This window comes from Daejeonella sp., assembly GCF_037719425.1.
Lineage (GTDB): Bacteria > Bacteroidota > Bacteroidia > Sphingobacteriales > Sphingobacteriaceae > Daejeonella.
In genome coordinates, this window is sequence record NZ_JBBJNI010000113.1 from 1 (window position 1) to 14,155 (window position 14,155).

Genomic DNA, 14,155 nt, shown 5'->3' on the forward strand with positions numbered 1-14,155 from the left:
TGAAAAACCCGAAGGTTGATGTCGTATTTGGATTACATATTTGGGCGCAGACAGAAGTCGGTCAGATAGCGTATAAGCCCGGTGGCATGATGGCTGGTGTAAACGATATGAAGATCACTATAAAAGGCCGTCAAGCACACGGCGCATCTCCCTGGGCATCTATTGATCCCATTGTAGTATCTGCTCAGATTGTAAATAACCTTCAGACAATTGTAAGCAGGAACCTGAACGTTACGGAAAATGCTGGAGTAGTTACTATCGGATCGATTCACGCCGGCGTCAGATCAAATATTATCCCGGAACAAGCAGAAATGTTGGGTACAATGAGGTATTTAAGCGCGTCGGACGGCAAGTTAATAGAGGAAAGGATCAGGCAGATCGTTATGCACACCGCTGAAGCGAATGGCGCGGTCGCAGAGATCAAACTGCCCTACAGTTCGCGTTATCCTGTAACATTCAATGATCTCTCGCTTACTGAAAAAATGATTCCCTCTCTTCATAGAATTGCCGGCGCAGACAATGTAAAGGTTATCCCGGCAGTAACAGGAGCTGAAGATTTTTCATTTTTCCAGGAAAAAGTACCTGGTTTATTTTTCTTCCTTGGCGGGATGCCGAAAGGAAAAGATCCGAAAACCGCGCCATCACACCATACTCCCGATTTCTTTATCGATGAAAGTGCATTCAAGCTTGGCGTGAAAGCTTTGACTGGTTTGACGGTTGATTATATGGAAATGACGAAGAAATAAGTAACGCAAATAAATTATATCGGTAACCAAATCCGGGCGTATTAGAAGCGTTTATTAAAACTTCTGAGTATCACTTACAAGGCCGATCCTTCGATCAAAATGGCATTTGATCGAAGAATCGCCGAACAAGAACCCTACAAGAACCCTCGCTGACATATCCTTTTTTGCCCGGGATGACTTGTAAGGGCTTTTTCGATGGTTTGGCAAGTGAGATGTTTAAAATGTGCGGAGAGGTTGACTTCTAGGATCCCTTAGCTCGCTTCTAAAACGGCAGATCATCTTCTGCATTCGCGGGCCGGTTATAATCCATCGACTGATCCTCTTCAGGTTTAGCTGGAGTAGTATGAGTATTTTCTGTATGGCCATTATCAAAGTCACTTTTACGGCCAAGCATTGTAAAGTTTTCAGCAACTATCTCGGTCGTATATTTTTTATGACCTTCTTTATCCTCAAAAGATCGGGTGCGTAATTTTCCTTCAATATAAACGAGCTTACCTTTTTGAAGATATTTGGACGCAACATCGGCGAGCCCCCTCCACATAACAATGTTATGCCACTCGGTCTGCTCAATTTTTCTTCCATCCTTGTTGTATGTTTCGGAGGTTGCCAATGGAAAACTGGCAACGCTTACATTCCCTTCCAGATGACGGACCTCAGGATCTTTGCCCAGATGTCCGACCAGAATAACTTTGTTTACACCCGACATATTCTTCTTTGGTTAGTATTCAATCTTTCAATTTAAAGAAATTCTTGAAGAAATGAAAAATTAGTTTTGGTTGTGCCAGGCCTTCAAGGTCTTGCATTTTCACATACATCCAACCATTCGGAAGGGCAAATTGTTCTGAATAATTTTCTATTTCGATAAAAGTAGCATAGAGCTTCTGGTGGCTCAAAATGTGTTTAACCGGACCGGAAATAGATTTTATATGAACCTGATTACCAAATGCTTTTACGAACTCTTCCTGAACGATCAAACTGCCGGGATCGGTTGGCTGTTGTGTTTCAAAAAGCGGCAGTTCGTATAGATTTTCCCAGATGTCGTTCGGGCCTCTTTTATTCATTAGGATTCCCTTGTCGTTGATAGCAATGATATAATTGAAATATCGCTCCCGGACTTTTTGAGTTTTGATCTTAACGGGAAGCACATTAATCCGTTGGGTACGGAAAGCTTCACAGCCGGGTAGAAGAGGGCATCGCGGGCAGGCAGGATTTTTCGGCCTGCAAACCAAAGAGCCAAATTCCATTGCTGCCTGATTATACGTGCCTGCCTGATTTTTATCGATAAGCTGATTAGCGAGCTCTGTAAAGAGCTTTTTTCCCTTTCCGGAATTGATAGGAGTATCAATCCCGAAATATCTGGCAAGCAGCCTGAAAACATTTCCATCTACAACTGCCCTGGCCTCATTGGAAGAAAATGATGAGATTGCGGCAGCGGTATATTCTCCGATTCCCTTAAGTTTTAAAAGCGAATCATAATCCTTAGGAAAATATCCGCCATGCTCCTCCATGACCATTTGGGCGGTATGGTGCATGTTTCGGCCACGGGAGTAATAGCCTAATCCTTGCCAGAGTTTTAGGATATCATCTTCCTCAGCCGTTGCGAAATCCGACACCGTTGGGTACTTCTCAGCAAAGCGGTTAAAATAAGGTGTGCCCTGTTCTACACGCGTCTGTTGCATGATGATCTCGGACAGCCAAATAACGTATGGGTCAGAGGTATGCCTCCATGGAAGATCCCGTTTATGGTGCTGATACCAATCAATAATTATCTGGGCAAAATCCATATGTTAGCGAAGTATTAACAATTTTACGCTTGCAAAAGTATCTTACTATTTGTTTTATAGCTACTTGGTTTAAAAAAAAGCAGATTTATTTCCCAAATTCAATTTAAACCAATACTTTTGCAACCCCAAAACAGTTAAGTTTTTACGATAAATTTATAAAGAATACAGACATGACCAAGGCAGAAATCATTACAGAAATCGCTAATAAAACAGGAATTGAAAAAGTAGATGTACAGGAAGCGGTAGAAGCGTTTTTCAAGGTGGTAAAAAATTCTATGGTAAGTGGAGAGAACGTATATGTGAGAGGGTTTGGAAGCTTTGTTGTTAAAAAGCGAGCTAAGAAAACTGCACGTAATATTTCAAAAAACACTGCAATTATAATCCCGGAACACTTTGTTCCAAGTTTCAAGCCTGCCAAGGTATTTGTTGAGAAAGTGAAAAGCGGCAACAAATAATTTTTAATCCCAGTAATGTTAAACAGGAAGCAAGTAGTAGTAGTAGGTTCAGCAGTTGTGTTGATGGGCCTTATGCTTTCTATGGATATTCAAGGGCTTGTTAAACCAAAAGCAGGCGCTGAGGCGGCTTCAACCAGTGCAGCTGCACCAGCAGCAAAGACTTTCAGTTTAGAAGAAGTTTCTGACGTTTCTAAACAGAGTCTTACGGCAAACCTTAATAAGCAGGTTATTGATCTGGAGGCTGCTCTTAAAAGTGCTTCCGAAAGCGAGATGGTTGATCTGCAAAAACAATTAGCTCAGAAATGGGATGATCTTAATCATGCAGCTCCTGCGGCTTTTTATTATGAGCTTGTTGCTCAAAAGGAGCCTGGGTTTAGCCCATGGTTAAAAGCTGGCGACAAATTTACCGACGCCTATCAACAAACTACGGATACACTAATGCAGCCGGCACTTGTGCAGAAAGCGATTTATGCCTACCAACAAGCCGATAAACTTCAGCCTAATACACCTGAAGTTAAAACCGGTTTAGGGATTGCATACGTTAGCGTAACACCAAATCCGATGCAGGGGATCCAGCTGCTACTGGACGTTGTAAAAAACGACCCGAAAAATTTAAAGGCTAATCTTAATCTGGGTTTATTCTCGATGAAGTCCGGCCAGTATGAAAAAGCGGTAGAACGTTTCAAAACGGTTATATCGCTTGCACCAAGCGCAGAGGCATGGTTTTACCTTGCTTCAAGCTATGAGAACATGGGAAAGAAACCCGATGCAATCGGTGCGTATTTAAAAACTAAAGAGATTGCGGCTGACCCATACATGAGCCAGTTTGTTGATCGAAAAGTGAACGAATTAAGTAATTAAATTATAAAACATTTTAAAAAAAACATTATGCCAAGCGGTAAGAAAAGAAAAAGACATAAAATGGCTACCCACAAACGCAAAAAGCGTTTAAGAAAAAACAGACATAAGAAAAAATAGTCTGGTTAATTATCTGAGCTTAAACTCAAATGATTATTCACGACTAAAGTAAACGGCTAACCTCCGCGCTTCAGGCACTGGAGGTTGTCTGTTTTCTGTTTGTTTTCAATTTAGTCCTTGTATAAACGTATGCCGCGATCGCGGCATCTTAAACAGTAGCTATTGGTAAAGGAATTAATTATCAATTCAGTCCCTAGTGGGGTTACTATTGCTTTACTGCAGGACAAGCAACTTGTAGAACTTAATACAGAGCAGGTCAACAACAATTATGCTGTTGGCGACATATATATGGGCAAGATCAAGAAGATCATGCCCGGACTAAATGCTGCATTTGTAGACGTAGGTTATGAAAAGGATGCTTTTCTGCATTATCTTGACCTTGGGCCACAGGTCCAGTCGCTTTTAAAGCTAACCAAGATCGTAAAGAATGGCAGTTATAGAGATAAACTGCTTAATAGTTTCAGACTGGAAGCCGACATTAATAAGTCGGGCAAAATTTCAGAAATATTAAACCGGAACATGTTGCTTCCGGTCCAGATTGCCAAAGAGCCGATCTCAACTAAAGGTCCACGCTTAAGCTCTGACATCTCCATAGCAGGCCGCTTCTCTGTTCTTGTACCTTTTTCGGATGTAATTTCGATTTCGAAAAAGATAAAGAGCAATACAGAACGTAACCGTCTTAAAAAGATCGTCGAAAGCATTAAGCCGAAGAATTTTGGTGTGATCATTCGCACGGTATCTGAAGGAAAAGGGGTTGCAGAACTTCAAAAAGATCTGCTGGATCTTATCGAAAAATGGGAAAAATTCTCAAAAAGACTTCCTCATACTGAACCATCGAAGAAGATTCTTGGCGAAATGGGCCGTACGTCGACAATCCTGAGAGACATCCTAAACGCAGACTTTACAAACATTCATATCCAGGATCCTTCGCTTTACGAAGAGATAAGAAGTTACGTTCATGAGATCTCTCCTGAGATGGATAAAATTGTTAAACACTATCGTGGTAAGGAACCAATATTTGAGCATTTCGGAATAGAAAAACAGATCAAAGCTGCATTTGGCCGTACTGTTAATCTTCCCGGAGGAGCTTACCTTGTAATTGAGCATACAGAAGCGCTTCACGTTATTGACGTGAACAGCGGAAACCGGACAGCCAACACTGAGAATCAGGACCAAAACGCCCTGATGATCAATATGGAAGCCGCGAAGGAGATCGCTCGCCAACTGCGTCTTCGGGATATGGGAGGAATTGTGGTTATCGATTTTATCGATATGCACAAGCCTCAGAACAGGAAAGAGCTTTTCGATTATTTAAAAGAGCAGATGCTCCTGGATCGCGCTAAGCATACAATTCTGCCTCCAAGCAAATTTGGATTGGTGCAGCTTACACGCCAGCGCGTAAGGCCTGAAATGAATATCGTTACAAATGAGAAATGCCCGGCTTGTGATGGAACAGGTGAGATTAAGGCGAGCATCATCCTCATGGACGACATGGAGAATAACCTGAATTACATTCTTAATGAACAGAATGAGAAGAATGTTACTCTTTGTGTTCATCCTTACATTGAAGCTTACATCAAAAAGGGATTGTTTTCACGTCAGTGGAAATGGTTCTTCAAGTACAATAAATGGATAACCGTTAAGCAATCACCATCGTATTACTTAACAGAGTTCCATTTTCTTAACTCCAAAGAGGAAGAGATTAAATTATAATTAGCAAATGCGATAATTAGTAAATGTGCCCACGAATATTCAGGTCTGGACATTTACTAATTTGCTAATTTTCACATTTACTAATTTAACCAATGGCTAAAACCCGCACCGCCTATTTCTGCCAGAGCTGCGGACATGAGTCAGCCAAGTGGCTTGGCAAATGTCCGTCATGCAGCCAATGGAATACTTTTGTTGAAGAGATAATCGAAAAAGGAAATGTAGCTGTTCCCGATTGGAAGAGCGGTTCTACCAGCACCCAGCGTTCAAACAAACCTGCAGCAATTTATGATATTGTTTATTCTGAGGAAAACAGGTTGATAACACCTGATAAAGAATTGAATAGAGTTCTGGGTGGCGGGATTGTTAGCGGATCAATGGTGCTTATTGGCGGCGAACCAGGAATCGGAAAATCCACTTTGATGCTTCAGGTTGCACTGAACCTCCCTGGTTTAAAAGTTTTATATATCTCGGGCGAGGAAAGCGAGCAACAGATAAAAATGCGCGCCGAAAGGCTTACCAACGTTCCCGCTAAAGATGGCAGGAAAATCCCCGGAGTTGCTGACACATATATCCTCACTGAAACCTCAACTCAGAATATTTTTAAACAGATCGAAATTCTTGAGCCTGATATCGTAGTTGTTGATTCGATTCAGACACTGCATTCAGCACATATCGAATCTACGCCAGGTAGTGTTTCGCAAGTACGGGAATGTACCGCTGAACTTTTACGTTTTGCCAAGGAAAGCGGCACACCCGTATTCCTGATTGGGCACATTACGAAGGACGGTATGATTGCCGGGCCCAAGATGCTTGAACATATGGTCGATACCGTGTTACAGTTTGAGGGTGACAGGCATCACGTTTACCGGATATTGAGAGCAGTTAAAAACCGTTTTGGTTCGGCATCTGAATTGGGGATTTATGAGATGCTTGGCAGTGGTTTGAGAGAGGTTTCGAATCCTTCGGAAATCCTTCTTTCTCAGAGGGATGAGCCTTTGAGTGGGATAACCATTTCCGTTATTTTAGAGGGCCTCAGGCCAATGTTAATAGAAACCCAGGCGTTGGTGAGCGTTTCCGCATATGGAACTCCCCAGCGGTCTGCTACGGGCTTTGATACCAAGAGGATGAATATGCTGCTTGCAGTGCTTGAGAAAAGATGCGGATTCAAGCTAAGCACCCAGGATGTTTTTCTGAATATAGCCGGAGGATTAAGAGTTGAGGATCCTGCTATTGATCTTGCTGTTGTTGTTGCGATAATTTCTTCACATGAAGATATGCCAGTAGATTCTAAAATTTGTTTTGCTGCAGAAGTTGGATTGTCGGGTGAGATAAGAGCGGTTAACCGGATTGAACAACGTATCGCGGAAGCGGAAAAGCTCGGCTTCGAAAAGATATATATTTCCAAGTATAATTTGCCCGCTGGCAAAAAGATTCAGGATGATCAAAATTGGAAGAAGTATAAAATTGAAATCACCACTGTAGCGAAAGTAGAAGAAGTGTTCAATTCTTTGTTTGGGTGAAGGGGGCTCGGATTTGGTGCACATATTCAATTACTTAACGTAATCACAATAATTTTTATCAATTTTGCACAAACAAATTATAGATATGAAAAGGATTCTACTTCCTGTTTTTGCCCTGGCGATTTTGACTGCTTGTAATTCAAAGCCGAAGACTGAATTGCACTCTACGGAAAACTTTAAGACTGCTGCAGTTTATGGTGATTCAGTATTGGATAATAATGTAATAGAGATTGCTGCTGTTAGTACAGCTATGAAAGGCGAGGAGAAAAAGGATCTCAAGATCAGAGGCAAAGTGGAAGAAGTTTGCCAGAAGAAGGGCTGCTGGATGGTGATGAAATTAGGAAATGGTGACCAAATGCGTATAACGTTTAAGGATTATAAATTCTTTGTTCCAAAAGATCTTGCAGGCAAAGAAGTTGTTGTGGATGGTTATGCTTATTTAGACACCACGTCAGTAAAACAGCTTCAGCATTATGCAAAAGACGGCGGGAAAAGCGATGCGGAGATTGCCGCAATTGTTAGTCCGAAGATGGAGATTGCTTTTGAAGCAAAGGGTGTAGCCGTGATGAATTAGATAAGAATCAAGAGCCAAGAATCAAGACATGGCCGGGTAGGTTTGCAGCAGGTAGCCATGCTTTAGTCCGAATAAAAAAAGGTTGCAAAGATTATAATCCTTTGCAACCTTTTTATTATTCGATAGTGCTCGTCAAAGTCTTGATTCTTGATACTTGGCTCTTGATACTTGATACTCGTTCCTATTTCGACAAGTACATCGATTTCTCTTTGTACAGATGTCTGAAGTATGGATCTTCTAAATCTTTAATAAATCTGATGGATTCTCCGGTTGATTTCATTTCCGGGCCTAACTGTTTTTCAACTTCAGGAAATTTATCAAAAGAGAAAACAGGTTCTTTTATGGCATAACCCTTAAGTTTTCTCTCAATGGTAAAATCTTTCAGCTTGTTGACACCTAACATGATCTTAGCGGCGATATTAATGTAAGGAACATCATATGCCTTTGCTATGAAAGGAACCGTCCGCGAAGCCCTTGGATTTGCTTCAATCACATAAACTTTATTATCCTTAACAGCGAACTGGATATTTAACAAACCGCGAACATTTAAGGCTCTGGCAATCCTCTTGCTGTACTCGGTCATGTCGTTTATAACACTATCCGGTAAGCTGAACGGAGGCAATACTGCGAATGAATCTCCGGAATGGATTCCTGCAGGCTCAATATGTTCCATCAATCCAATGATATGAACCTCATCGCCATCACAGATCGAATCTGATTCAGTTTCTTCTGCACGATCCAGGAAGTGGTCAATCAGAACACGATTGCCAGGTAAATTTTTCAACAATTTGACAACCGCTTTTTCTAGGTCTTCATCGTTGATCACAATGCTCATTCCTTGTCCGCCAAGCACGTAACTGGGGCGAACCAATACCGGGTAACCTACTTTATGTGCAACTTCCAGTGCTTCTTCTGCACTTTCTGCAACGCCATACAGCGGGTAAGGAATATTCATTTCCTTAAGAAGATCAGAGAAACGTCCGCGATCTTCGGCAATATCCATATTGTCATATGATGTTCCGATGATCTTGATTCCGTTTTCATGAAGCTTTTGTGCCATCTTTAAGGCAGTTTGGCCTCCCAGCTGTACAATTACTCCCTCAGGTTTTTCAAGCTCAACAATCTCTCTCACATGCTCCCAGAATACAGGCTCGAAATAAAGCTTATCGGCCATGTTAAAATCGGTGGAAACAGTCTCAGGGTTACAGTTGATCATGATGGCTTCGTAACCTGATTCCTTGGCAGCGAGTAAGCCGTGAACACAGGAGTAATCGAACTCTATTCCCTGACCGATACGATTCGGGCCCGAACCTAGCACAATTATTTTCTTCTTGTCGCTTACGATTGATTCATTTTCATCCTCAAAAGTCGAATAGTAATAAGGAGTTTTTGCTGGAAATTCGGCCGCACAAGTATCTACCATTTTGTAGACGCGCCGAATACCTAATTCCTGGCGGCGATTATAGACTTCGTCCTCTGTTACATTACTCAAAAGCCATGCAATCTGCGCATCGGCATATCCCTTTTGTTTCAGGTTGGTGAAGAAATCTGTTGGTATATTATTGAGTGAGTAACGTTTTAATTCAGCTTCCAGAGTAACCAGTTCCAGGATCTGAGTCAGGAACCATTTATCAATATGGGTAATCTTACGAATGGACTCCAACGGAACGCCAAGGCTCATTGCATCCTTAATGTGGAAAAGCCTGTCCCAGCTCGGATGTTCCAAACTGTGCATGATCTCTTCCAGATTGCGGCTTTGACGGCCATCAGCACCAAGCCCCAGTCGGTTTGTTTCCAAACTCTGACATGCTTTCTGAAGAGCCTCTATGAATGTGCGTCCGATAGCCATAACCTCGCCCACAGATTTCATCTGGAGGCCCAGCTGTGTATTAGCTCCTTTGAACTTATCAAAGTTCCATCTTGGAACCTTTACAATGACATAATCAAGTGTCGGCTCAAAGTAAGCTGAGGTGGTTTTGGTGATCTGATTTTCAATTTCATCCAGGTTATATCCCACAGCAAGTTTAGCTGCGATCTTAGCGATCGGGTAACCTGTTGCTTTGGAAGCTAGTGCTGATGAGCGTGAAACCCTTGGATTTATTTCAATTGCAATAATATTTTCGGTGGCGGGATCAACAGAGAACTGTACGTTACAGCCGCCGGCAAAATTTCCGATGGCTCGCATCATTCGGATGGCCTGGTTTCTCATATCCTGGTAACATCTGTCACTCAGGGTCATTGCCGGAGCAACAGTGATAGAATCACCTGTATGGATTCCCATCGGATCAAAATTCTCGATCGAGCAGATGATGATCACATTATCGTTTCCATCACGAAGGAGCTCAAGCTCAAATTCTTTCCACCCTAAAACTGCTTTTTCAACCAGTACTTCGTGAGTTGGAGATGCCTGTAATCCACGGCTTAACGCCTGGTCAAAATCCTCTTTTTTGTGTACAAATCCTCCGCCTGAGCCGCCAAGCGTGTATGATGGGCGGATAACCAAAGGGTATCCGATTTCCTGAGCAGCTTCCTTACCTTCAAGAAAAGAGTTAGCGATTTTTGATTTCGCAACGCCCACACCTATCTCTACCATCAGTTTCCTGAATTCTTCGCGATTCTCCGTCTTCTCAATTGCGGCTGTATCTACCCCAACAATGCGTACATTATATTTTTCCCAAATTCCTCTTTCCTCCGCCTCAATACACAGATTTAATGCTGTTTGTCCACCCATAGTCGGCAACACAGCATCAATTTTTTGCTCAATGAGGATCTGTTCAATACTCTCGCAAGTTAAGGGCAAAAGATAAACATGGTCAGCAATAACCTTATCTGTCATGATTGTGGCAGGGTTAGAGTTGATAATGGAAACTTTAATTCCTTCGTCTTTTAGTGAAAGTGCAGCTTGCGAACCGGCATAATCGAATTCACAGGCTTGACCTATAATAATTGGTCCGGAACCGATGATTAGGACTGAATGGATGGAGGTATCTAATGGCATAGTGCGAGTTTGGGTGCTTGTAAGTGACTCTGCAAAACGAGATTACTATGCTTTCTGAAACAAAAATCCCGGCTGTTTTGTCGGGATGCAAAGTTATATATAATTATAGATTTATTGGGGTAATTTGGAAAAAAATCGAGCAGCATAATAGAAAACGGAACAAGGACTAAAGTTCAAAGAGCCAAGAAGCGATTAGGAGTGTATCGATCCTTACTCTTTAATCCTGGCTCTTTGTTACTAATATATTGGAACGTAATTTGTACCGGTTAACCCAAATTATTTTAATCAAATGAAAAGATCACTATTATTATTCGTAGTCATAGCTTCAATTATGACAGGATGCGCCGCGGTACAATCTATCGTTCGCTCATCATTCCCTTATACAGCAACATTGCTCGTCCCGGCCTCAAGCAACACTAATACAACATTATCAGCAACCAGCCAGGCCAGCAGTTTTGATCAGATATTTACCGGACAAGGTTCAAATACCGACGCCGTTAAAGATGTAAGAATAGCATCTGCAAGAATAGATGCGACGAATCCATCAGGGCAGAATATGGGTGTTTTTAAATCCATCAGGATGTATATCTCGCGTGGTGACAGCTCTTCAGAAGTAATGGTTGCCTCAAGAAATGATATCGGGACTTCCGTTGGGAATAGCATTATGCTCGATATTGATAATTCCAGATTACTAGACGATTACATAAAAGGGTCCACTGTCAGGGTGAGAATGGAATATATATTGAGAAGTGCGCTCACTGCCGATGTGAGTTTAAAAACGAGCTTAGGTTTTAGCGTTGCGCCGAATACGAATAGGTAGGATTAGGTTGCTTCGTCGTTCCTCCTCGCAATGACACTACTATTGTCATTGCGAACGTAGTGTAGCAATCTTATATTTGATCAATGATCCTTCTTACTCTTGCAGAGACTATTTCCGATTGGTTTAAAAATCAGAACCTTCTTGAAACAGCCGGTGTTATAACTGGAATTCTGTGTGTTTATCTTGCTGCAAAGAATAAGATATTGAACTGGCCGTTCGCTATCGTCAGCGTAATCATCTATATTTTCATTTTTTGGGATGCCCGGCTTTATGCAGATATGGGTTTGCAGGTATATTTCCTGATCATGAATTTTTACGGCTGGTATTTCTGGAGTCGTAAGGATGAAAATAATAAAACCCCTGTTTCTTCAATTACCTCTAAGGAAATTATCCTTTCTGTACTTGGCATAATTGTCTTTACTGCCGGACTGGGTTTTTTTCTTTATAAGAGGACAGACGCATCATTTCCTTTTATCGACAGTTTTTGTACGGCCTGCAGCCTGGTAGCTCAGATATTTCTTGCCCGAAAAGTTATGGAGAACTGGCTGATTTGGATCTTCGTGGACATAATTTATGTGGGTGTTTACATCGCAAAAGATCTCCACCTTACTGCTGGGATGTATGCTTTGTACATTTTCATAGCAGCCGTAGGATATATTGAATGGCGAAAGGAATACCGGCTCACCAAATCTCTGCAGCCAAACCATGAGTGAAGGTAGTTCTGTAAAGAAAATAGCCATTGTCGGGCCTGAATCTACAGGTAAATCCACTATTTCCGCACAGCTGGCCGACCATTACGACACTGTATGGGTTCCTGAGTATGCAAGGGAATACTGTGCTGCCTTAACAAATCCCTGCACATGGGAGGATGAGATCAATATGTTCAGAGGGCAGCTGGAGCTGGAGAAGCAATATCTTCCCAAAGCCAATAAGATCCTGATCTGTGACACCACGTTCATTACCGTTAAGATCTGGAGCGACCACATGTTTGGCGAGTCGCCCCAGGAGGTAGTTGATCAGCTTCCCAAGCACCCGTATGACCTTTATCTTCTCATGAATATCGATCTTCCCTGGCAGGAGGACCCGCTTCGCGATTTCCCCCACATGCGCGAACACTTTATGGAGGTATGGCATAAAGAGTTAAAAGCTTTGGATGCGACTTATCATCTGATTTCCGGTTCGGAACATGAAAGACTGAAGAACGCTATTGGAGAGATCAACGGGTTTCTTTACCAGTAACCTTGTCCGCTCCCAGGTATACCCCTATTATACCCTTGTTGTTTACTTACTATATTTATAAGGTCGCGATAAGGGTGATGGATATTGATAGACCATGTTCTTTAAGTCGACTATGCTGACACAGCGTTTAGTCGGGTTAGGGATCGCAGCGGCAGCTTTTTTGCCCACCAGAAATTCTCTGAGTTAAATCAGAATTTCCGGGCAAAAACTACAGCGTAGAGCCCGGCGCCTCTTCGGCGCAACCCCAAAAAGAAATAAATTCCACATGTAAAACATTATCTTGTTGTCTCGTTGCCCTCATACCTCATACCTCATACCTCAAAACATGCGAAACCCACCAATTAAATATTTTGTTCACCCCCGTGCAACGCAGGAAAATTACCTGCGTCTCTTAGAAAAGAAAAGCGTAAAAATTTGGAAGCTGTTTACGTAGATCAGCACTACGACCTTGTAGTCGAGTGCAGGAACGGTAGTAGGAAGGCACATAATGATTTATACAAGCTCTATTCACGGGCCATGTTTAATATTGCTATGCGTATAGTAAACAATGAAGATGAGGCGGCAGATGTTTTGCAGGAAGCGTTTATAGACGCATTCGGACGCATTGGAGATTTCAGGCAGGAAACAACTTTCGGGTTGTGGATGAAACAGATAGTGATCAACAAATCGATCAGTCAGCTTCGCAAACGCAGAATGGAGCTGATATCAATTGATGACGCAGATGTGGAAGACATCCCCGATTCGGAAATGCCTGATAACGAAGAAATGGAATTGCAGGTGCGGCAGGTACGAGCGGCTATCCAACAGCTTCCGGATGGGTATCGTGTAGTACTGACGCTGTACCTGTTAGAAGGGTATGATCATGAAGAGATCTCGCACATTTTGCGGATCAGTGAGAATACCTCCAGAACACAGTTTATGAGGGCAAGAAGAAAACTTGCGGAAATATTGAGGACAAGGGGAATAAGCTATAATTAATAAATAAACAGTTCCTCTCATGTGAGAGGTAGGGAGAGACCAAGATGAAAGATAGATTAGAAAATTTTATCAGGGATAACAAAAAGGAATTTGACCAGTTCGACCCGCCAGCAGATCTATGGAATAAGATAGAGCAGCAACTGGATGAGAAACGAGTCAGTTCTTCATCGGCTGGTAGTAAGAAAGAGAAAGTGGTGCGTTTGAGCTTTTTGCTGAAAATAGCTGCAACAATAATTGTTGTTTTAGGTGTTGGTTTGTGGGGATACCAATACCAGAAGAGGGAATCTGCCGATCTGAGCAATATTGATCCGCAGTTGGCTAAACAGCAAGTTCATTATGCCAGCTTAATT

General features: G+C 42.2%; 13 protein-coding genes and 1 pseudogene. 11 read left to right on the top strand and 3 right to left on the bottom strand.

Going from position 1 to position 14,155, the window contains the following annotated elements; all coding sequences use genetic code 11:
- Positions 1–746: amidohydrolase (locus WKF69_RS14060; RefSeq protein WP_340382709.1), on the top strand; the 746-nt coding region annotated here is incomplete at its 5' end.
- A 262-nt stretch (positions 747–1,008) separates the two neighbouring features.
- Here the strand turns inward: WKF69_RS14060 and ssb are convergent.
- Both ssb and mutY read right to left on the bottom strand, forming a co-directional pair.
- On the bottom strand, positions 1,009–1,452 hold the full coding sequence (ssb, locus tag WKF69_RS14065) for a single-stranded DNA-binding protein (protein ID WP_340382710.1): 444 nt from the start codon (positions 1,450–1,452) through the stop codon (positions 1,009–1,011).
- A gap of 19 nt (positions 1,453–1,471) precedes the next feature.
- Positions 1,472–2,530 (bottom strand): A/G-specific adenine glycosylase, encoded by a 1,059-nt coding sequence (gene mutY / locus WKF69_RS14070; RefSeq protein ID WP_340382711.1) that lies wholly within the window; start codon positions 2,528–2,530, stop codon positions 1,472–1,474.
- 170 nt (positions 2,531–2,700) lie between these two features.
- Between mutY and WKF69_RS14075 the strand changes: the two genes are divergently transcribed.
- From WKF69_RS14075 to WKF69_RS14095, 5 genes are all read left to right on the top strand, one after another.
- A complete protein-coding gene (locus WKF69_RS14075) occupies positions 2,701–2,985 on the top strand; it encodes an HU family DNA-binding protein (RefSeq protein WP_079702858.1) in 285 nt (94 codons plus the stop codon).
- A 15-nt stretch (positions 2,986–3,000) separates the two neighbouring features.
- Positions 3,001–3,846, top strand: a complete 846-nt coding sequence (locus tag WKF69_RS14080; protein ID WP_340382712.1) for a tetratricopeptide repeat protein — start codon at positions 3,001–3,003, stop codon at positions 3,844–3,846.
- A gap of 279 nt (positions 3,847–4,125) precedes the next feature.
- Complete coding sequence (locus tag WKF69_RS14085) at positions 4,126–5,676, top strand: Rne/Rng family ribonuclease (protein WP_340382713.1); 1,551 nt, start codon at positions 4,126–4,128, stop codon at positions 5,674–5,676.
- 92 nt (positions 5,677–5,768) lie between these two features.
- Positions 5,769–7,196, top strand: a complete 1,428-nt coding sequence (gene radA, locus WKF69_RS14090; protein ID WP_340382714.1) for a DNA repair protein RadA — start codon at positions 5,769–5,771, stop codon at positions 7,194–7,196.
- 85 nt (positions 7,197–7,281) lie between these two features.
- Positions 7,282–7,770: a DUF4920 domain-containing protein gene (locus tag WKF69_RS14095; protein WP_340382715.1), complete on the top strand. Its 489-nt coding sequence runs from the start codon at positions 7,282–7,284 to the stop codon at positions 7,768–7,770.
- 181 nt (positions 7,771–7,951) lie between these two features.
- Here the strand turns inward: WKF69_RS14095 and carB are convergent, their stop codons facing one another.
- Entirely contained in the window at positions 7,952–10,768 is a 2,817-nt protein-coding gene (carB, locus tag WKF69_RS14100) for a carbamoyl-phosphate synthase large subunit (RefSeq protein WP_340382716.1), read from the bottom strand.
- Between the two features lie 289 nt (positions 10,769–11,057).
- On the opposite strand from carB, the gene WKF69_RS14105 reads away from it, so the two are divergent.
- From WKF69_RS14105 to WKF69_RS14125, 5 genes and pseudogenes are all read left to right on the top strand, one after another.
- Positions 11,058–11,588 (top strand): hypothetical protein, encoded by a 531-nt coding sequence (locus tag WKF69_RS14105; RefSeq protein ID WP_340382717.1) that lies wholly within the window; start codon positions 11,058–11,060, stop codon positions 11,586–11,588.
- An 83-nt stretch (positions 11,589–11,671) separates the two neighbouring features.
- Entirely contained in the window at positions 11,672–12,301 is a 630-nt protein-coding gene (pnuC, locus tag WKF69_RS14110; RefSeq protein WP_340382718.1) for a nicotinamide riboside transporter PnuC, read from the top strand.
- Positions 12,294–12,827 carry an ATP-binding protein gene (locus WKF69_RS14115; RefSeq protein ID WP_340382719.1) on the top strand — a complete coding sequence of 178 codons (534 nt, stop codon included), beginning with the start codon at positions 12,294–12,296 and terminating at the stop codon, positions 12,825–12,827. The genes pnuC and WKF69_RS14115 overlap by 8 nt, the downstream gene beginning before the upstream one ends.
- 414 nt (positions 12,828–13,241) lie before the next feature.
- Complete coding sequence (locus tag WKF69_RS14120; protein ID WP_340382720.1) at positions 13,242–13,805, top strand: RNA polymerase sigma factor; 564 nt, start codon at positions 13,242–13,244, stop codon at positions 13,803–13,805.
- 44 nt (positions 13,806–13,849) lie between these two features.
- Positions 13,850–14,155, top strand: a pseudogene (locus tag WKF69_RS14125) (hypothetical protein); the annotation flags it as partial.